Genomic DNA, 19824 nt, shown 5'->3' with positions numbered 1-19824 from the left:
GAATACTTACTCCGTTCGGTTAAAGTGCAATTTCTACCTCAGCAGGCTTATGTCCTGTCAGTTCTGCACTTCTTGTATCCGGCTGGGATACTCCTGCAAATAAACGGAAATGTTTTCCTGCGATGTAACGATTTCCATCTTCATCAACTATATTCATTGCTTTATTAGAAATTGTAAATTCTACAGATTTCTCTTCTCCCGCTTTCAGAGATACTCTCTTAAATCCGCAGAGACTGTAGTTACGAACTGCAAGCGGAGAATCAAGGTCTTTGATATACACCTGAACAACTTCATCTGTATCTACTGTTCCATTGTTCTTAACAGTTGCTTTTAACATGATATCGGACTCTGCTGATACTTCACCGACAACCTCTGCTTCTGTTACGCAGGTATCACTGTATGTAAGTCCGTATCCAAATGGATAAAGTGCCTCTTTTTCCATATAACGGTAAGTTCTGTTCTTCATAGAGTAATCTGTAAATTCCGGCATTCCTTCCAGGTCTTTATAGAAGGTTATCGGAAGTTTTCCTGATGGAGATTCTTTTCCGAAGAGAAGATCTGCTATTGCACGTCCGCCTCTTGCTCCCGGATACCATGCAAGAAGGATTCCATTACAGTTATCCTGCGCATAATTCAGGTCAATCGCACTTCCTGCCATCAGAACTACGATGGTAGGTTTTCCTACTGCTGTTACTTTCTCGATCAGTTCTTCCTGTACTTTCGGAAGATGAAGATCAACTTTGTCCCCGGATGCATCACTGTTTCCGGTATCTCCTTCTTCTCCCTCCAGAGTCTCATCAAGACCTACGCAGAGTATGACTACATCGCTGTTTTCCGCTGTAATTACTGCCTCAGAAATTCTGTCCTGATCCCATGCCAGATTTTCAACTTTGTCTTTATATAAATCACATCCCTGAGAGTAAAGGATCCTTACCTCGTCACCTGCTTCTTCACGGATTCCTTCAAGAACAGTAATATATTCTGAAGATGTTCCATGATAATTTCCAATAAGAGCTGCACGGCTATCTGCATTCGGGCCGATGACACCAATAGTATTTACTTTTGTTTTATCAATCGGAAGAACTCCATCATTCTTCAGAAGTACGCAGCTCTTTCTTGCCATCTTAAGAGCTTCATCAATGTGCTCTTTGCACTCTACCATACTATACGGTATCTTATCATATTCACTTCCGTCAAACAGGCCCAGCAGATATCTGGTTGTCAGCAGTCTTACTGCGGATTCTGTAATTTTCTCTTCTGTTACCAGTCCATCCTGATAAGCTCCCATCATATGAAGATATGTATTTCCACAGTTCAGGTCACATCCTGCATTTAATGCCATAGCAGCGGACTGTCTTGGTGTGGAAGTTACCATGTGATGTTCATGAAAGTCACGGATTGCCCAGCAGTCAGAAGTATAATGACCTTCGAATTTCCATTTTCCTCTCAGGACATCTTCCATAAGATATTTATGTGCACAGCAGGGTTCTCCGTTTGTCCTGTTATAAGCACCCATTACAGCCTCAACATCCGCTTCTGTTACAAGCGCTTCAAAAGCCGGAAGATATGTTTCCCACATATCCTTCATGCTTGCCTGTGCATCAAATTCATGTCTGAGCGATTCCGGACCGCTGTGCACTGCATAATGCTTTGCACATGCTGCCGCTTTCATTACAGGTCCGTCACCCTGGATTCCTTCTACGAATTTCACGCCAAGTCTGGACGTCAGATATGGATCCTCACCATAGGTTTCATGCCCTCTGCCCCATCTCGGATCTCTGAAAATGTTTACATTGGGGGACCAGAAAGTAAGACCCTTGTAAATATCTCTGTCTTCTTTTGCAGAATATGCATTGTATTTTGCTCTTCCCTCAGTTGCAATGATGTCGCCAACTTTTTTCATCTCTTCATCGTCAAATACTGCAGCCATCGCAATTGCCTGCGGGAACATGGTTGCCACACCTGCTCTGGCTACTCCATGCAGTGCTTCATTCCAGTAATTATATGCCGGAACACCCAGTCTTTTCACGGGAGCAGCATCGTATTTTAACTGGGAAGCCTTCTCCAGAAGCGTCATCTGTGATACCAGTTTTTCTGCTTTTTTTCTTGCTTCTGCTCTTTCTTTTCTGTGATCTTTCATTTCAGATCCTCCTGTTTATATAATTTGATAATTATTCAGCAGGTATTAACAAAGCCTCAGCGCAGCCCGCTACTCCTGCATTATGTATTCTGCATTTCTTCTCTGTATTTCGTCGGAGATTTTCCTGTATGTTTCTTAAATGCCAGTGAGAAATAATTCGTATCTCTGTATCCTACCATCATAGCAATCTTTCCAGTCTTGATGCTGGTAGTTTCCAGAAGGCTCTTCGCCTTCTCAATCCTCTTTCTGACAATGTATTCATTACATCCTTCACCTGTAATCCGCTTAAATAATCTGGAGAAATAATTCGGTGTGATATAGAGACTTTCCGCAATGCTGGAAACCGAAATATCCTCTGCAAGATGCTCATCTATATAGTGTCTGGCATTGGAAATGGTATAATGTACATCCTCTTCATCATTTTCAATGAGCTGCTCAATAAACATTCTCGTAATCTCACAGGCCTCTTCTTTTCCTGCTGATGACAGACTCTTGGAGAGTGCATCCAACTTTCCTTCTTCCACCTCACACGATACTTCCATGTAGGAAAAAATCAGAGTGGAGGCAATCTCGAAACAACATCTGCGCACAGCAGAAGGGGAAAGATTATAGGATTCTGTTGCCTTAGTAAAGGTATTAAATGCCTTTAGTACATAATCTGGAGTTCCTATATTGGAAATCATGATATTTCGCAGTTCTGCATAGATTTCCCAGAAGATTTTCTTCTTGTTCTGAGCCCCCATCGTCTGTATAATGTCCTGAATATTCTTTTTTTCATGTTCCAGAAGATATCTGGCATCATTGTAGGAAATTGCCAGATTTTCAAATCCTTGCACAACACTTCCAACCGTAATCTTTGGTTTATATTCAAATTCATCCTTCAGCACATCCGACAATTCTTCAATCTGTTCCAGAACGCTGTCGTCATCATCCTTTTCAAAACAGACAATCGCAATCGTACCGTCATCATCTACAAATGTGATTCCTCTGTTTTGGGAATCCACCATGCTCATGCAGACATTTTTAACAGTCATTGCACGGAATTTTCCGTCATTCTGCTGTTCTGTATACATTCCCTGTTCCAGAAGAATCAGGCTCATTTTCTGCTTAATATCAAACTGAAAATCTTTCTGGAGAATATACAACTGCATCTCTTTATCTGCTTTTGTATGCACCAAATTTCTCATGCACTGCTCCAGTCTCATCTGCACTACAGAGCCTTGAGAGCGCCACACTCTGGCCTGATTCTGCTCTTTGTTTTCCTGCTCTTTCAGTTCTTTTATCTGCTTTTCTATCGCATTGAAAAGATCATCTTCATCAATCGGTTTCAGGAAGAAATCCTGCACCTGAAGCCGCAGGCTCTCTCTTGCATACTCAAAATTATCAAAGCCTGTAAGCACGATCACACGCAGTTCAGGTACTGATTCTCTGGCCGCTTTAATCAGTTCCAGTCCTGTCATTTCTGTCATCTGGATATCTGTAACCATAATTTCAGGACCTTCTTCTTTAAGAATCTTCAAAGCCTCGTTTCCTGACGCAGCAGTAAATACGTCATCTACTCCCAGTTTCTTCCAGTCTATGGCATTTTTCATCCCCATGCGTATCATCTTTTCGTCATCAACAATCAGTACTCTATACACACGTCCACTCGCCTCCTGCTGTGTTCTTTTTGATTTCTGTCTGATATGGCAGATGGATCACGACAGTTACTCCACCCGAATCATTCTTCTGGTAATTAAGACCATATCCCTCCCCAAAAAGAAGTTCAATCCTCTTGTTTACGTTTCGCACTCCATATCCAAAGGAATCCTCGTATCTGGAGAGCTGTTCATTCATTTCATCTATCTGTTCCTGACTCATTCCTGTGCCTGTATCTGATACTTTTATGATAACTTCATCCTCATTTTTATATGCTGTAAGATAAAGTGTACCTGTTTTTCCCTCTTTTACTTTCATTCCATGATAAATGGAATTCTCTACCAGTGGCTGCAGAGTCAGCTTCGGTATCAGGCTTTCTTCCACCTGAGATTCTACAACAATCTCACTTCCGATAATGTTGTCGTATCTCATGTTCTGGATAATCATATAATTCCTGATATGCTCTACTTCTTCTCTGATCGTGATCACGTCATGTCCTTTGCTGAGACAGATCCTGTAATATTTCGCCAGCGCCTTTACCATTGTGGAAATCTCTTTATTTCCTTCGGCAATCGCCTGCCAGTGGATACATTCCAGTGTATTATAAAGAAAATGCGGCTGAATCTGCGACTGAAGGGCATTAAAACGAATCTGCTCCAGCTGATGCTGTTCCAGTTTTACCTGTTCCATCAACACCTCGATTTCATCCATCATAGAGTTAAAACCAATTGCAAGCTTGGCAAAATCCTCGCCCATATTGTCAACATTGATCCTTGTTCTCAGGGAACCTGTCGCAACATAATCCATCTTAGATACTACCTTATTAAGGGGCTGATACATTTTCCTGACCAGTGCTCTTATAATAATGCTTACTATGATCAGCACTATGATCAGAACCAGAATCACAACAACCATTATATGGAATCCTGATTCCATCAGTTTATAAAAAGAAATCGAACTGACTACATAATAATTCCAGTTCTTAATCTTCTGGCATACATACATATTCCCATTCTTGGTAAATATCTGTATCCCTTTTTCCATCTCATCTATGTAATTTACGTAACGGCCTGTCTCCTCTTTATCATTCGAAAGCAGTATCATTCCACCTGTGTCAACTACTCTTGTTTCTGCTGAAGAATCTCCCACGGCCAGCATCCTCTGTACTGCCGGATCATCGAAATTCATGCACAGAAGCCCTCTTGCATCAGATACTTTTCTGGTATCATATAATGGATAATACAGACTCAGCGTATATCTGTTCCCTTTATAATAATCATTGTTATAGGAAACTTTCATCGTTCCTTTCTGCGCATATTTGCATCTCTCATATGCCTGGGGATACACTTCTTCAAACTGCGTAACTGATAAAGAACCCTTTCCTCTGTAGTAGTAACTCTTATAATCCGAACTGACAATGGCAGCAAAGTTCAGACTCTCATACATATTATTCAGATTCTCCAGCTTGCTGTAAACTGCATCAATGTCTGCTGTCTTCAGCTCATTTTTCTGCACCTGCCTGCAGTAATTCTGCACAGAATCATCCATGATCGTACCCAATACGATTTCTTTATATGAATCCATTGATCCCTTAAAAGATTCCGCAACTGTATTATTCTGCATCTGCAGAAGTTCTACAGACTGCTCTTTCATCGATGCTATAGAAAAAGTCAGAGAAACACCTGCAACCGTCAGCGTTACAATAAGAATACTGACGGTCACAAGTAAAAGTATTTTTTTATCAAATTTCCAGTGGCTGAATTTTGTTTTCCATTTGTTCATGTTGTCTTTCCTCATCTGTCACATAATTTCACATATACCCACATGATCAGGGGGGGATTTTATCTCCCCAATATCATACCATGTTCAATGGTAAATGGATACAACAGATTTCGCAGAAAGAATCAACCCTTTACAGCACCTGCAGTCATACCTTTTACCAGTTTATCCTGGAAAATAATAAACATGATAACCATTGGTAAAAGTGTTAATGTAAGAACCGCCATGATCATTGGTGTATTCATAGAATACTGTCCCTGGAATTCCCAGATTGCCAGCGGCAGGGTACGATTCTGGGCAGACTGTGTCAGTGTATTTACAAATGAGAATTCATTCCACATATTTACACCATTGTAAATTGCCAGTGTCGCCATTCCGGGTTTGGAAAGCGGCAGGATCATGGAGAAGAACATCTGAATCTTTCCACATCCGTCAATTTCAGCAGATTCTTCGATTTCTCTCGGAATCTCTTTCATAAAGCTGGTCAGGATAAATACGGAAATCGGAACTGCGAATGCGACATACGGTCCGATCAGTGACCAGATTGTATCATAAAGTCCTGTTGACTTTGCCATTTTGAATACAGGGATCAATGTAATATGTACAGGAATAGACATACAGGCTACAATGATCGCATAAATCGGCTGTGCCATTTTAAACTTAAATCTTGCCAGAGGATAAGAAGCGCATGCTGAAATAAACAGCAGCAGGATCAGGGAGACTGCAAGAACGATCACACTGTTCTTGAAGTAATTTGCAAACCCTCCTGTAAGTACCTCAGTGTAATTGGACCAGTTCAGTTGATCAGGAAGCTGGAATACACCCTTGGTAAGCATCTCAAATTTCTCTTTGAATGAGTTCAGCACCATGAATATAAAAGGTGTAAATGATACAATTGCTGCACCGATAGCAAGAACAAAAGCAATGACCCAAGCTATGATGCTTTTTCTTCTACTTTTCTTATAGCTGTCCATCCCTTAATCCTCCTGTTTTCCGTTTATAAGTTTCATAGTAATCATAGATACCATTGTAATCAGGATAAACATACCTCCTGCAATGGCTGAGCCATAACCCATGTTAAAGTTCTTGAATGATTCTTTGTACATATAGGTTGCCATCAGCTCTGTAGCAGTACCAGGACCGCCACCTGTCATAACATAGATCAGATCGAAGTATTTCAGAGATCCAACCATTGAAAGGATAGCTGCACTCTTAATTGACGGAATAAGAAGTGGAAGTGCAATCTTCCAGAAATACTGTCCTCTTGTAGCACCATCGATTCTTGCTGCTTCAAATACATCATATGGGATGTTTGTATAACCAGCCATAAAGTAAACCATGTAGAATGGTGTAAACTGCCATGCAATGATAAGAATAACTGTGAGCAATGCTAATTTTGGATTACCAAGAAGGTCAATGTTGCTTCCTCCGAACCATCCGGAAATTGTGCTGACAATACCTCCATTTGTTGCAAGTGCGTATGTGAAAAGGAAACCAATTGCAACAGAAGACATAAGCATTGGAATAAACCAGATAACCTTGAAAATTGTAAGTTTCTTACCGCCAAAGTCAAGGAATGTTGCCATTGCAAGTCCTAACGGAATCTGGATAATGATAGATAGGATCATGATAATAACGTTGTTCTTAAATGCTATCCAGAATTTTGTATCTTTGATCAGTTTTGCCCAGTTTGCAAGTCCTACCATCTTCTTGTCTGCGGAAATACCATTCCACTGGTATCCGCTTGTAATAAATGTATCAATAATCGGATACGCGATAAATACTACTAATAAAATGATAACAGGTGCCAGAAAAAGTGCTGCTGTCTGACGTGTTTTTCTCTGTCTTAACTGAACCAGAGATATCCCTTTTTCATTCATTTTGGTGCCTCCTTTTTAATACTTTCTGAGATTTGATCATCTGACCTAACGTATGCCAGAGTATGTTTGAAAAATGCTTTCGGAATATGTTAGAGATATATTTCTGAGATGGTTTTTATATATTTTCTGACATGCTGTCTGATATGTAATTTGACATTGAAATGATTTTTCAAGCACACTCTGTGTACTCACATATTGTTTTTCAAGATAAAGGGTTCTGCACTTTCAGCATGTGCAGAACCCTTCTTTTCTACCCTTACTCAGGTCAGAATGAATGCCTGCTTTCCTTTAAAGATTATTCAGCATCATCTGCTGCTGCATCATCTGTAGCTTCTTCTGCAGTATCATCTGCTGCGCCGGAATCAGATTTGGTACTTAAATATTCGTCCATTGCTGTCTGCATTTCTTCCTGTGCTTCCTGAGGAGTCTTTGTCAGACCAAATACTTCCTGTAAGCCATCAAGATGTGCAGATGCAACAGATGTTGGCAGATACTGGTCATACCACAACTGGATAGAAGATGCTTCCTGGGCTGCATCAAAGATTTCCTTTACAACAGGGTCTTTGATGTGGTCTCCTGCATCTTTTACAGGAACAATCTTGTTGTTAGAGTATGTAATGTCTGCAACTTCATCAGATAAATGATCTGCTGCACATTCAAATGCTGCTGCAAGTTTATCACCTTCACAGTTAAAGGAAATGAACTGATCACCTACAGTACCGATCTGGATTGTAGGATCAGCATCGGAATCATCAATTGCAGGGAATGGGAACCAGCCGATCTTCTGATAGAATTCCTCACTGTCAGTCTGGAATGTTCCTGTATACCATGAGCCACAGAGAAGCATACCTGCTGTCTCCTGATACATTAACTGTTTTGCCTGTCCGTCATCTTCGCTTAAGGAGTTTACGCCATCCGGGAAGTATCCGTTGTTAACCCACTCCTGAATCTTCTCACCTGCTTTGATGAAGCAGTCATCTGTGAATTTACCGGTTCCTGCAACTGCATTCTGGAATGGTTCCAGTCCGCCATAACGTGCTGCCAGAGACATGAAGTACATGGAACCTGTCCATTTGGAAGCATTAGCAAGTGCAAAAGGTGTAATTCCGTTTTCTTTTAATGTTGCACAGATATTTTCCAGATCAGCTAATGTCTTCGGTTCTTCAAGTCCGTACTTTTCAAACATATCTTTGTTGTAGAAGATACCTGCCAGAGAAACATTCAGATATGGGATTGCATATACATGTCCGTTGTAGCTTCCCTGTTCAATAGCTGCATCCAGAAGTTTATCTTTAACATCGGACTGATCAAGAAGATCATCAATCGGCTGAGCAAATCCGGAATCAATATATTCATACATCGGACCACCGGACCAGCTTGAGTACATATCAGGACACTCACCGGAGCTCATCGCGATAACAAGTTTTTCCTTGTATGTATCGTTCTGGATAGCTACCTGATTTACAGTATAGCCTGACTCTGTTTCTTTGTTAAACTTGTCTACTGCTGCAGTAACAATATCTTTGTCCGGGCTCTCTACCGCGATATTCCAGTAAGTAATTTCTTTGTCGTCAGCTGCAAATGCAGTTGTCTGCGCTGCCATCGGTACCACCATAGCTGCTGTCATGGCAAGTGCCATAATCTTGTACATTCTTTTTTTCATTTCTTGTTTCCTCCTTTTTTATTCACTTTGTATATTTAAGTGTATTTATCATAGCATTCCATTCACATAATGCCCATAAAATATTCTATCCAAAATCTATAAATTTCTATCTTTCCGTTTTCTGTGTGCAGAAAATTATAGATATCTGTACTGGAATCTTTCCAAAAATGTCTTCTGAGAACCAACAAAAATTGCTTTCAAATTTTAATTTTTTTATTATTTTTTGACTATTTTTCCATTATTTGCTTTAATATAAAAAGGAAGTCCCACCTACTGCTCATTACATTTTACAATTAAAGCAGAGGGCTTACCTGATTCAGTTAACCTTTCAATTTATAGGAGGTCGTTTACATATTATGAGAAATTTTGAATATTATACACCAACACAGGTTCTCTTTGGAAAAGATACCCACCTTCAGGCAGGTTCCCTGCTGAAGAAGTATGGAGCAAAAAAAGTTCTGATCCATTATGGAGGTCAGAGTGCTGTCCGTTCCGGACTGATTGATGAGATCACTTCTAATCTGAAAGAAGAAGGTCTTGAATACATCACCCTGGGTGGTGTCATTCCTAATCCACTTCTTTCCAAAGTCCGCGAGGGAATCGAATTATGCCAAAAAGAACATGTAGACTTTATCCTTGCTGTAGGAGGAGGAAGTGTTATTGACTCTTCCAAAGCCATCGGCTATGGCGTTGCCAATCCGAACAATGATGTCTGGGATTTCTGTCTGAAAAAAGCTGTTCCAACCGGCTGTCTGCCCATTGGTGTCATCCTTACAATTGCAGCTTCCGGAAGTGAAATGAGCAGTTCCAGTGTTATCACAAATGAAAAAACAAAAGAAAAACGTGGATGTGCAAAGACAGATTACTGCAGGCCGAAATTTGCCATCTTAAATCCACGTCTCACCTACACACTCCCACAGTATCAGACAGAAAGCGGATGTGTAGATATCCTCATGCACACCATGGAGCGATATTTTGTAAATATTGAAACTATGGAGATTACAGACAGTATCAGCGAAGCTCTGATGCAGACAGTCATTTACAATGCCCGTATTCTTATGAAAGAACCAGACAATTACAGCGCCAGGGCAGAAATTATGTGGGCAGGAAGCCTTTCCCACAACGGTCTGACCGGATGCGGTACAGGTGGTGGTGACTGGGCATGCCACCAGCTTGAACATGAACTGGGAGGTGTCTACAATGTAACTCACGGAGCAGGTCTGGCAGCTATCTGGGGAAGCTGGGCACGATACGTCTACGATGTAAACCCTGAACGTTTTGCTCAGTTTGCCACCAATGTATTTGACATTCCATGTGGAACTGATTATAAAGAAACAGCCCTTGCAGGAATTGAAGCAATGGAAAATTTTTTCCGGTCTGTAGAAATGCCCACCAGTTTACATGAACTGGGTCTGGATCTCACAGATCAGCAAATTCATGATCTTGCATTCAAATGCAGTTTTGAAGACACTCGCACCATTGGAGTCTTTAAACAGCTCAATATGAGAGATATGGAAAAAATCTACCTTATGGCAAGATAAAATAAATTTTTGTTATAATTTTCTCTTTTTTCGCAAAAATCATAAAAATTACTTGCATTCAAACAATCAATATGCTATTATAAGGTTTGTGATACACAACAGTTCACAGACCAAATGCCCAGATAGCTCAGTTGGTAGAGCAGAGGACTGAAAATCCTCGTGTCGCTGGTTCGATTCCGGCTCTGGGCATTTTTTATTTTCTTTTTTGCTCACGGCTGGTTAGAAAAAGCCTGGGCATTTTTTATTTTCTTTTTTTGCTCACGGCTGGTTAGAAAAAGCCTGAGCATTTTTTTATTTCATTTTTTAATATTGTCTTCTCTCACTTTCAGCAGTATAATTTTTCCAGAGCTTGTTTGAAAAATGCTTTCCGCAAGATGTGCGTCACAATTTGTGGGAATGATTTTTCAAACACGCTCTAAGACTATCATGAAATTTTGTATCAATATCATCACAATTTTCCCAATATTAATACAATATTTTATTGAAGCAATATTTCACATAAGAAAGGAACTAAACTCATGAGTGACTTTAAAGTCGAGACTAAATGTCTCCATTCCGGTTACACTCCGTCTAAGGGTGAACCATGCGCACTCCCGATTTATCAGAGTACCACTTATAAATATGATACTACTGATGAAATGGGACAGCTCTTCGATCTTAAGGCAGAAGGATACTTCTATACCCGTCTGCAGAACCCCACAAATGATGCTGTAGCAGCAAAAATTGCAGATCTGGAGGGTGGTGTTGCCGCTATCCTTACCTCTTCCGGACAGGCTGCCAACTTCTATGCAGTCTTCAATATCTGCGAAGCAGGTGATCATGTTGTGGCGGCTTCTACTATTTACGGAGGAACCTTTAACCTCCTGGCTGTTACCTTCAAAAAGCTTGGCATTGACTGCACTTTCGTTGACACCGATGCTAGCCCTGAAGAAATTGCAGCTGCCTTCCGTCCTAATACAAAGGTACTTTTCGCAGAGACCATCGCAAACCCGGCCCTGGTAATTCTTGATATTGAAAAATTCGCAAAGGTTGCTCACGAACATGAAGTTCCGCTTATTGTAGACAACACCTTCGCTACACCTGTAAACTGCCGTCCTTTTGAATGGGGAGCTGATATCGTCACCCATTCCACAACCAAATATATGGACGGACATGCTGTGCAGGTTGGCGGAGCTATCGTTGACAGCGGTAACTTTGACTGGGATGCCTATGGACATAAATATCATGGACTGACTGAACCGGATGAATCTTATCATGGTGTTATTTATACTAAACAGTTTGGAAAGAAGGCTTATATCACAAAGGCAACCTCTCAGTTGATGCGTGACCTGGGCTCTATCCCGTCTCCTACAAACTGCTTCCTGTTAAACCTGGGACTTGAAACTCTTCCTCTCCGCGTGGAACGTCACTGCTATAATGCACAGAAGATTGCCGAATTCCTGAATGCCCATGAGAAAGTATCTCATGTAAACTATGCAGGACTTCCTGATGACAAATACTATCCACTTGCTCAGAAATACATGAACGAAGGCAGAACCTGCGGCGTTATCTCCTTTGAACTGACAGGAGGCCGAGAAGCTGCAGTCCGCTTTATGGATAGCTTAAAGCTTGCCACCATCGCAACTCATGTAGCAGCTTCCAAGACCATGATCCTGCATCCCGCAAGCCATACTCACCGCCAGATGAATGATGAACAGCTTGCAGAAGCCGGCGTATCACCGGGAATGATCCGTCTCTCCGTTGGTATTGAAAATGTTGAAGACATCATTGCTGACATCGAACAGGCATTAAAAAACGCTTAAAAACCAAATTCAAAAAATCCGGCAAAACTTCTAAAGTGATTTTATCACTTTCTGGTTTTTGCCGGATTTTTATTATTTTATCCAAAAATATTCTTCAGAATTTTTATTCAAGCAGATATACATCTGTATAATATACGCCTTTATCTTCCCCTTCCTGATGAGTAGCAACATAAATATCAATACAATTATGTTTAATCGCACCGCCACAGTCCTCAGCTACATAAACCTGACCATTAATCACAACTTTTGATCCATACGGAATCTGTGTAGGATCTACAGCAATCGTACGATTCGTCGTAGCCGTCACACCTGTAGAAGTAATGCCATTCGCCCACGGACCACAGCAGATACTACATGGACAATAATGAGTAATCTTAAATGTCCCCAGCGGCTTCAACGTTGCATCTGAAGATACTGCAACCGGCGTTCCTACCTTAACGCCTTCAACACTCTTATCTCTGGATGCAGTCACACCATCAACAGCATCCGCAAAAACGCCCTTGCCTTCACTCTTATGGATTACTCCCGCTTCCTGACCGTCTACTTCTGCGATCTTTGTTTCTTCCTTAGTCTCTTTCGTATCTGTTACATTTTCAAGTACACTGGTGGGAATATAGCCAATAGCTTTCTTTCCTTTATCATTCTTATAGGAAATCTGGCTCCAGATATCATTCACGGTAGCAATACGCTTAACCTTATCCTCCTGGATAATCTCTCCCGTTACTTCGCCATCCTTCTTACCCGGATAATCCAGAATATCACTGTCTCGCAACGCTGTAAAAGTACCTTTTGCAGGTTTAACCTGATCACTGTCATTAATCTCATTCGTCCTGACATATCCATTGATCTTCTGAACACCCTTCTTTCCTTTATGCTCATAAGTCACCTTGCTCCACCCATTATCGCATACCGCAACACGTTTCACATTTGTTCCCAGATATACCTTCTTTAATTTTCCGGCCTTCTTTCCAGGGTTAGACCGTATATATGTATATTTCGCAGATATGGAAACAGTATCTGACTTTGCAACTGCCGTTACCTTCTTTCCATTTCCATCGTCCACTTCAAAAGTCTGCGCCGTCTTATTGTCCTGCTTATATGCATTGATAGTTCCTTCATAATCCAAAATATCCGCAGATACTGTAGTCGGAACCATAAGCGCAGAACAAAGGGCCAGCAACATCAGTCTTTTCTTCATAAACAAGCCTCATCTCCTTTATTGCTTTGCGTATGACTGTTCAATACCTTCACAGTAGCATGCTATAGCATTTCCATAAAATAATGCAATCAAGACAGTTCAGCAGAGCGCGAAGGACAAGGAAGATACCTGCAGGCGTGCTGACGCACGGCAAAGATATCTGACGCAGGACTTCACGCTATGATGGACTGGATTGTTTGCAGTAATTTATAGAATTGCTATAAATAGTTTCTTTGCATCCATTAATCATAGCACAGCCCCTCTCATTTTGCAATTTACCACCCTCAGACTTCACGAAATGTTCAGAATTTGAAAAAATAAATTTTCTTATAATTTTTTTCAAAAATCATTTGACAAGCCTCGCATTCTATGGTAATATATATTTCGTCGCTGAGGAAATCACTCAACCGACATCATAAATGCGATAGTGGCGTAGTTGGTAACGCGCGACCTTGCCAAGGTCGAGACCGCGGGTTCGAGCCCCGTCTATCGCTCTTAAAGCATCAGCTAAGGCTGATGCTTTTTTCATCCCCTTCTATTAACTTTCCATAACTATAGCAATTCCATATCTGCGAATAACATCTATAGCCAATATCCCTGATTCAAGCGGATATTCGCAATTGAAGCAGGGTACTTGCTTGATTCGGTTAAATCAATAACCAGCACAGGACATTATATGTTTTTGCCCGCATTTGCAGAAGTCTTAGAAAAAGTTAGCGCCAGGAAATCTGCGTTATGTAAAAAAATTTCACTGTCTGAGCCGCATTTGCGGCGAGTTTGAAATTTTTTTTACATGTTTTTAGCAGATTTCCTGGCGCTTAGTTTTTCTTAGGCTCCGAAACCGCGGGCAAAAACATATAATGTCCTGCGCGTCCCCATATCAAGAATTTAGTGATGGAACAATCTGATACCAGTAAAGCTCATCACCATTCCATACTTATTGCAGGTCTCGATTACAGCATCATCACGCACAGATCCGCCCGGCTCAGCAATATACTTCACACCGCTCTTATGCGCACGTTCAATATTATCACTAAATGGGAAGAATGCATCAGATCCCAGTGTAACATCCGTCATCTGATCCAGCCATGCACGTTTCTCTTCCTTTGTAAATACTTCCGGTTTCTCTGTGAAAGTTTTCTCCCACATACCGTCAGCAAGTACATCCATATATTCATCCCCGATATAAACATCAATGGCATTGTCACGCTCTGCACGGGAAATTGTATCTTTAAATGGCAGATTCAGCACCTTCGGACACTGACGAAGGAACCAGTTGTCAGCTTTCTGTCCTGCAAGTCTTGTACAATGTACACGGGACTGCTGACCTGCACCAACACCGATAGCCTGTCCATCTTTTACAAAACATACAGAGTTGGACTGTGTATATTTCAGAATGATCAGAGAAATCTTCATATCACGTTTTGCTTCCTCTGTAAGCTCTTTATTCTCTGTCACAATATTGGAGAGCATTGCATCATCGATTTCAAGCTCCTGACGGCCCTGCTCAAAAGTTACACCAAATACTTCTTTGTGTTCCAGCGGAGCCGGTACAAAGTTCTCATCGATCTGGATTACATTGTAGTTTCCTTTTTTCTTCTGCTTCAGGATCTCCAGTGCTTCCTCTGTGTATCCAGGTGCAATAACACCGTCAGATACCTCTCTCTTGATCAGAAGTGCTGTATCTTTATCGCACACATCAGAAAGAGAAATGAAATCACCAAAAGAGGACATTCTGTCAGCACCGCGGGCTCTTGCATAAGCACATGCTAATGGTGAAAAATTCTTCCAGTCCATATCATTTACCCAGTAGATCTTTGCCAGAGTCTCTGTCAGTGGAAGTCCTACAGCAGCACCTGCAGGAGATACATGTTTAAAAGATGTAGCTGCCGGAAGTCCAGTTGCTTTCTTCAGGTTTGATACCAGCTGCCAGCCGTTAAAGGCATCCAAGAAATTGATATATCCCGGTCTTCCGGAAAGGATCTTCACCGGAAGTTCTGATCCGTCTGCCATATAAATTTTTGCAGGTTTCTGATTTGGGTTACAGCCATATTTTAATTCGAATTCTTTCATTATATAAATCCTCCATTATCATATCTGCCCTATTTTATTTATTCTTATTAATGATCTTGCTTTCGTACTTACCTGTCTCAATATCAATATATCTTACAAACAAAGATACTTTGTTATCTTCGTTCAGGCTGTTCCAGAGAAGTTCTGCAAACTCATCCATATTATCCGGAATTGCTACCAGTTTCGGTTCGCCTTCAAAGCTTGGAAGTGGATTTCCGTCGCATTTATAAGTGTGGATAAAATGTCCCTCTCCTGCAATGGCATTCTCGTATGCAAATGTGTATCTGTTACATGCATCCGGATTTCCGTTGTTGCTCTTGAGAATTGACATTGCATAGTTGAATTTTCCGTTCTCTACATGCATAACACCGGAAATACGAGGTGTATAGTTTGGACCGTCTGGCTCGAATTCTCTGCTTCTTAAAGACTGCTCAAAAGTAAGCTGATGATCCATTCCCTCATAAATGGTATCTGTCTGATCTCCGTTAGTTACGATTGTTTTGTTTCCCAGTACACGTACAGGTGCATAAATGATCAGGCTTGGATCTGTAAGCTTGGACGGGTCAAATGCCTGGGTACGGATTCCCTCACCATCCTCTACAAATACTCTGTTTCTGCTGTTCTCGCTTCTGCCCATGATGAAATAAGCTGTCACTGCTTTCTTACCGTCTGCGGAACGTCCGATCACAATTCCTCTTCCAGGATAGGAATTCTCTTTCAGTTCTTTTTCCAGTGATAACATTTCCATAATTTTTCTCCTTTTCGTTAAAAATAAGGTTAAAAAAAGCCTGGGAAACCTATTTATTCATTGAATAATTTCCAGGCTGCCCAGGCGGTCGGCTCATATACTCGCTGCACTCCCTGTAGGTAACCCTACTTCCGCCAGTCATGCAGACTCTGTTGTGAAAAAATCACACGTTGTTATTATAGTACAATACTTCTTTGTGGATTTCAAGGCAAATTTTTTTGTGCTGTGCTGAATTTTTGTTGTTACTGTTCACTCCGTTCTCTGTAACTTTTCGTTTTATCGAGCATTCTGCAAACCATAATCAACATCAATCTGCGCTGCAATATCCGATTTCATCTGTATCCATGCCTCCGGATTCTCCACATAATATTTCGGACAGTCTTTCCCGGTAACATCATAATGCCGAATCACGTTCTCTGAGGTAAGCCCAAACCGCACGCACAACCACGCAGAAAGCTTTACTGCCGAATCATAAGTTGCCTCATTAAATTCCCCCGTCTCATCCGAATGACAGCACTCGATGGACAAAGTATCTATATTACGTGAGTTCGTCGCATAGGACATCTCTGACGTAGGAATACACTGCACCACTTCCCCATCCAGACCCACTACAAAATGGCTGCTCACCTTTGTGTCATGAGTAGTCGCCAGATTTTCAAAGTAGTTCCTGTTCGCAATGGCTGTTGCCCCCGGATTTGCAGTATAGTGAATGGCAATATACTGTACACTCTCAATGGGAATCTGCGGTCTGGAATATTCATTCGGTGTCAGCAGTTCCACATCTATGTACGGCGCCCCTTCTTTCTGCCATTGTTCCGGTCCGCCTGAAGAATCCGCATTATCTGTTCCTGACTGGTCTGCATCAGAAATCATCGTGTCAGAATTATGTAAAAAGTCCCCAATACTCCATCCATTTTCACTGATCCAATTTATTATGATCCACCCACTCAGAACTATGATCACGAGCAGCATGAGACTCATAAGAATTCTCTGATTTCTCTGCCTTACTCTGCTGCTCTTTCGTCTTTTCGACCTGCTGCTTTTCTTTTTTACTGCAGTTTTCCCTGTTCTGGTATTTGTTTTTTTCTTTTTGTTTGTATGCTTTTGCATTTTTACCTTCTCTTACGGGATTTTTACTCCCTGAAAAAAATAACCCGGCCGGCATGCCTGGAAATCTTATTTCTTTCCATCAGCAGCCAGCCGGGCATATATTACACCTGAAATTTATTATTTGTCATCTACGCTATAGTTCGGAGCTTCTTTTGTGATATGAATATCATGTGGATGAGATTCCTTAAGAGACGCTGCAGAAATCTTGATGAATCTGCCTGTTTCTTTGAGTTTCTCAATAGTTTCTGCTCCACAATATCCCATACCGGAACGGAGACCACCCATGAGCTGGAATACAGTATCCTCAACATGTCCCTTATAAGCAACACGTCCTTCTACACCTTCCGGAACAAGCTTCTTCGCATTCTCCTGGAAGTAACGGTCTTTACTTCCGTTTTCCATAGCTGCGATAGATCCCATACCACGATATACCTTGTATTTTCTGCCCTGATACAGTTCGAATGTTCCCGGGCTCTCGTCGCATCCTGCGAACATACTTCCCATCATGCAGACATTCGCACCGGCTGCGATTGCCTTTGTGATGTCTCCTGAATACTTGATACCGCCATCTGCGATGATCGGGATTCCGTATTCTTTTGCAGCTTCGTAGCAGTCCATAACAGCTGTGATTTGCGGAACACCAATACCTGCAACAACTCGTGTGGTACAGATAGATCCAGGTCCGATACCAACTTTAACTGCATCTACGCCAGCCTCAATCAGTGCCTTTGTTGCAGCACCTGTTGCAACGTTACCTGCAATTACCTGCAGATCCGGATATGCTGCTTTGATCTCACGTACAGCCTTGAGGATATTTTCAGAATGTCCGTGGGCAGAATCAATAACGATTACGTCTACAGATGCCTTGACAAGTGCATCTACACGTGCAAGTACATTTGCTGTGATTCCTACTGCCGCACCGCAGAGAAGACGTCCCTGCTCATCCTTTGCTGCCAGAGGATATTTGATCTGTTTCTCAATATCTTTAATAGTAATTAAGCCTTTTAAATTAAAGTCGTCATCTACAATAGGTAATTTCTCTTTACGTGATTTTGCCAGAATCTTCTTGGCATCCTCAAGTGTAATTCCCTCTTTGGCTGTGATCAGACCCTCAGAAGTCATGCACTCTTTAATCTTCTTGCTGAAATCTGTTTCAAACTTCAGATCACGGTTAGTAATGATTCCTACCAGTTTTCTGCCTTCTGTGATCGGCACACCGGAAATACGGAACTTCGCCATTAACTCATCTGCATCCCTGAGTGTATGCTCTGGAGATAAATAAAAAGGATCTGTGATAACTCCGTTCTCAGAACGTTTTACCTTATCCACTTCCTCTGCCTGAGCTTCGATGGACATATTCTTGTGAATAATACCAATACCACCCTGTCTTGCCATAGCGATTGCCATGCGATGTTCAGTTACTGTATCCATTCCTGCACTCATCATAGGAATGTTCAGTTTAACTTTCTTTGTTAAGTACGTTGTGACATCTACCTGATTCGGAATCACTTTTGAATATGCCGGAACTAACAGAACGTCATCAAAAGTAATGCCTTCACCAATGATAGTACCCATTGCATTTCCTCCCTTGCGTATATGAAATTAAATTACTATTGTAATGTAAAAAGGAACCAGTGACTGGTCCTTTTTATTTTCAACAAGTGTAACAAAAATCAGTTTCTATGTCAATCCAAAAAAACTTTGCTCGGTGCTGAATTTTTCATAGCCTGTGCAAGCGCCTCATCCGGTTCCAGGATAATCTTACATAAATTTCCATCCAGTCTCATGATAACACCAAAGCGTTTATGCTCCGGATTTCCTGATGAAAAGTCAAGTACTTTCATGTTCTGGTTTCCGTTATAATAGTCCATTCTGTGGGAATTCAGCGGTGCAGCCAGATCTGCCTCTGATAATTTGAAACTCTTTACTTTCTTTCTTTTTGTCTTTGACATGATCATGTCGATGTCAAAATCGCCATTGATAAACAGATATTCATATTCTACATCTGTTTTCGGGATTACAAGATAACATGCAATTCCAAGTGCTACGGCAATGATCAGTGCCAGCGGTGTGATGATAAGTCCAGCAAATACTGCCAGCACGGTCAAAACGATCAGACCGTATTTGAGCAGGCTATCTTTAGCCGTCTTATCTTTCTTTACCAGTAATTCTGAATACAAGTCGCCCATTGTTTCGTCTCCTTTTCATTTGTTCTGCTGTTGAAAGCAGCTTTTTTTGCACAGCATATTTAA

General features: G+C 41.3%; 15 protein-coding genes, 2 tRNA genes and 1 riboswitch. Of the genes, 4 read left to right on the top strand and 13 right to left on the bottom strand.

The window, feature by feature from the left end:
• Window positions 1-19: 19 nt before the first annotated feature.
• The 6 genes from G4417_RS01785 to G4417_RS01760 form a co-directional block, all read right to left on the bottom strand.
• On the bottom strand, window positions 20-2140 hold the full coding sequence (locus tag G4417_RS01785) for a glycoside hydrolase family 3 C-terminal domain-containing protein (RefSeq protein WP_173682430.1): 2121 nt from the start codon (window positions 2138-2140) through the stop codon (window positions 20-22).
• A gap of 80 nt (window positions 2141-2220) precedes the next feature.
• The gene (locus G4417_RS01780; RefSeq protein ID WP_173682429.1) at window positions 2221-3780 is read right to left on the bottom strand and encodes a response regulator; all 1560 of its coding nucleotides are present in this window, start codon (window positions 3778-3780) and stop codon (window positions 2221-2223) included.
• A complete protein-coding gene (locus G4417_RS01775; RefSeq protein WP_173682428.1) occupies window positions 3773-5560 on the bottom strand; it encodes a sensor histidine kinase in 1788 nt (595 codons plus the stop codon). Before G4417_RS01775 ends, G4417_RS01780 begins: the two co-directional genes overlap by 8 nt.
• Window positions 5561-5682: 122 nt before the next feature.
• Window positions 5683-6531, bottom strand: coding sequence for a carbohydrate ABC transporter permease (locus G4417_RS01770; protein WP_173682427.1), 849 nt, complete (start codon window positions 6529-6531; stop codon window positions 5683-5685).
• A gap of 3 nt (window positions 6532-6534) precedes the next feature.
• Entirely contained in the window at window positions 6535-7437 is a 903-nt protein-coding gene (locus G4417_RS01765; RefSeq protein WP_173682426.1) for a carbohydrate ABC transporter permease, read from the bottom strand.
• A 295-nt stretch (window positions 7438-7732) separates the two neighbouring features.
• Entirely contained in the window at window positions 7733-9100 is a 1368-nt protein-coding gene (locus G4417_RS01760) for an extracellular solute-binding protein (protein ID WP_243872046.1), read from the bottom strand.
• Window positions 9101-9456: 356 nt separating this feature from the next.
• Here G4417_RS01760 and G4417_RS01755 point away from each other — a divergent pair, with 356 nt between their 5' ends.
• Together G4417_RS01755 and G4417_RS01750 are read left to right on the top strand one after the other, a co-directional pair.
• Window positions 9457-10641 (top strand): iron-containing alcohol dehydrogenase, encoded by a 1185-nt coding sequence (locus G4417_RS01755; protein WP_173682425.1) that lies wholly within the window; start codon window positions 9457-9459, stop codon window positions 10639-10641.
• Window positions 10642-10757: 116 nt separating this feature from the next.
• Window positions 10758-10830, top strand: a tRNA-Phe gene (locus G4417_RS01750).
• A gap of 107 nt (window positions 10831-10937) precedes the next feature.
• Here the strand turns inward: G4417_RS01750 and G4417_RS17670 are convergent.
• Window positions 10938-11039, bottom strand: a complete 102-nt coding sequence (locus G4417_RS17670; protein WP_420314184.1) for a DUF6783 domain-containing protein — start codon at window positions 11037-11039, stop codon at window positions 10938-10940.
• A gap of 120 nt (window positions 11040-11159) precedes the next feature.
• Between G4417_RS17670 and G4417_RS01745 the strand changes: the two genes are divergently transcribed.
• The gene (locus G4417_RS01745) at window positions 11160-12443 is read left to right on the top strand and encodes an O-acetylhomoserine aminocarboxypropyltransferase/cysteine synthase family protein (protein ID WP_055059960.1); all 1284 of its coding nucleotides are present in this window, start codon (window positions 11160-11162) and stop codon (window positions 12441-12443) included.
• A 103-nt stretch (window positions 12444-12546) separates the two neighbouring features.
• Here the strand turns inward: G4417_RS01745 and G4417_RS01740 are convergent, their stop codons facing one another.
• The gene (locus tag G4417_RS01740; RefSeq protein WP_173682424.1) at window positions 12547-13641 is read right to left on the bottom strand and encodes a 3D domain-containing protein; all 1095 of its coding nucleotides are present in this window, start codon (window positions 13639-13641) and stop codon (window positions 12547-12549) included.
• A gap of 421 nt (window positions 13642-14062) precedes the next feature.
• Between G4417_RS01740 and G4417_RS01735 the strand changes: the two genes are divergently transcribed.
• A tRNA-Gly gene (locus tag G4417_RS01735) sits at window positions 14063-14135 on the top strand.
• A gap of 394 nt (window positions 14136-14529) precedes the next feature.
• Here G4417_RS01735 and G4417_RS01730 read toward each other — a convergent pair.
• The 5 genes from G4417_RS01730 to G4417_RS01710 form a co-directional block, all read right to left on the bottom strand.
• Window positions 14530-15714, bottom strand: a complete 1185-nt coding sequence (locus tag G4417_RS01730; RefSeq protein ID WP_019160977.1) for a phosphoribosylaminoimidazolecarboxamide formyltransferase — start codon at window positions 15712-15714, stop codon at window positions 14530-14532.
• A 34-nt stretch (window positions 15715-15748) separates the two neighbouring features.
• Window positions 15749-16462 (bottom strand): IMP cyclohydrolase, encoded by a 714-nt coding sequence (locus tag G4417_RS01725; RefSeq protein ID WP_173682423.1) that lies wholly within the window; start codon window positions 16460-16462, stop codon window positions 15749-15751.
• Between the two features lie 71 nt (window positions 16463-16533).
• A riboswitch (ZMP/ZTP riboswitch) is annotated at window positions 16534-16614 on the bottom strand.
• A 124-nt stretch (window positions 16615-16738) separates the two neighbouring features.
• Entirely contained in the window at window positions 16739-17443 is a 705-nt protein-coding gene (locus tag G4417_RS01720) for an N-acetylmuramoyl-L-alanine amidase family protein (protein WP_173682510.1), read from the bottom strand.
• Between the two features lie 246 nt (window positions 17444-17689).
• Window positions 17690-19147 (bottom strand): IMP dehydrogenase, encoded by a 1458-nt coding sequence (gene guaB / locus G4417_RS01715; RefSeq protein ID WP_173682422.1) that lies wholly within the window; start codon window positions 19145-19147, stop codon window positions 17690-17692.
• A gap of 110 nt (window positions 19148-19257) precedes the next feature.
• Window positions 19258-19761 (bottom strand): DUF6106 family protein, encoded by a 504-nt coding sequence (locus G4417_RS01710; protein WP_173682421.1) that lies wholly within the window; start codon window positions 19759-19761, stop codon window positions 19258-19260.
• Window positions 19762-19824 lie beyond the last annotated feature (63 nt).

Origin of the sequence: Blautia wexlerae, assembly GCF_013300825.1 — a bacterium.
Taxonomy (GTDB): Bacteria; Bacillota; Clostridia; order Lachnospirales; family Lachnospiraceae; genus Blautia_A; species Blautia_A wexlerae_B.
Note: the sequence above shows the minus strand (reverse complement) of the source record. Positions and strands in the feature narration are given on the sequence as shown.

What these genes read in the sequence shown, in the direction of transcription:
- G4417_RS01785 (WP_173682430.1), bottom strand. Translation starts at nt 2,140, where the DNA reads ATGAAAGATCACAGAAAAGAAAGAGCAGAAGCAAGAAAAAAAGCAGAA.
- G4417_RS01775 (WP_173682428.1), bottom strand. Translation starts at nt 5,560, where the DNA reads ATGAACAAATGGAAAACAAAATTCAGCCACTGGAAATTTGATAAAAAA.
- G4417_RS01770 (WP_173682427.1), bottom strand. Translation starts at nt 6,531, where the DNA reads ATGGACAGCTATAAGAAAAGTAGAAGAAAAAGCATCATAGCTTGGGTC.
- G4417_RS01765 (WP_173682426.1), bottom strand. Translation starts at nt 7,437, where the DNA reads ATGAATGAAAAAGGGATATCTCTGGTTCAGTTAAGACAGAGAAAAACA.
- G4417_RS01760 (WP_243872046.1), bottom strand. Translation starts at nt 9,100, where the DNA reads ATGAAAAAAAGAATGTACAAGATTATGGCACTTGCCATGACAGCAGCT.
- G4417_RS01755 (WP_173682425.1), top strand. Translation starts at nt 9,457, where the DNA reads ATGAGAAATTTTGAATATTATACACCAACACAGGTTCTCTTTGGAAAA.
- G4417_RS01745 (WP_055059960.1), top strand. Translation starts at nt 11,160, where the DNA reads ATGAGTGACTTTAAAGTCGAGACTAAATGTCTCCATTCCGGTTACACT.
- G4417_RS01740 (WP_173682424.1), bottom strand. Translation starts at nt 13,641, where the DNA reads ATGAAGAAAAGACTGATGTTGCTGGCCCTTTGTTCTGCGCTTATGGTT.
- G4417_RS01730 (WP_019160977.1), bottom strand. Translation starts at nt 15,714, where the DNA reads ATGAAAGAATTCGAATTAAAATATGGCTGTAACCCAAATCAGAAACCT.
- G4417_RS01725 (WP_173682423.1), bottom strand. Translation starts at nt 16,462, where the DNA reads ATGGAAATGTTATCACTGGAAAAAGAACTGAAAGAGAATTCCTATCCT.
- G4417_RS01720 (WP_173682510.1), bottom strand. Translation starts at nt 17,443, where the DNA reads ATGAGTCTCATGCTGCTCGTGATCATAGTTCTGAGTGGGTGGATCATA.
- guaB (WP_173682422.1), bottom strand. Translation starts at nt 19,147, where the DNA reads ATGGGTACTATCATTGGTGAAGGCATTACTTTTGATGACGTTCTGTTA.
- G4417_RS01710 (WP_173682421.1), bottom strand. Translation starts at nt 19,761, where the DNA reads ATGGGCGACTTGTATTCAGAATTACTGGTAAAGAAAGATAAGACGGCT.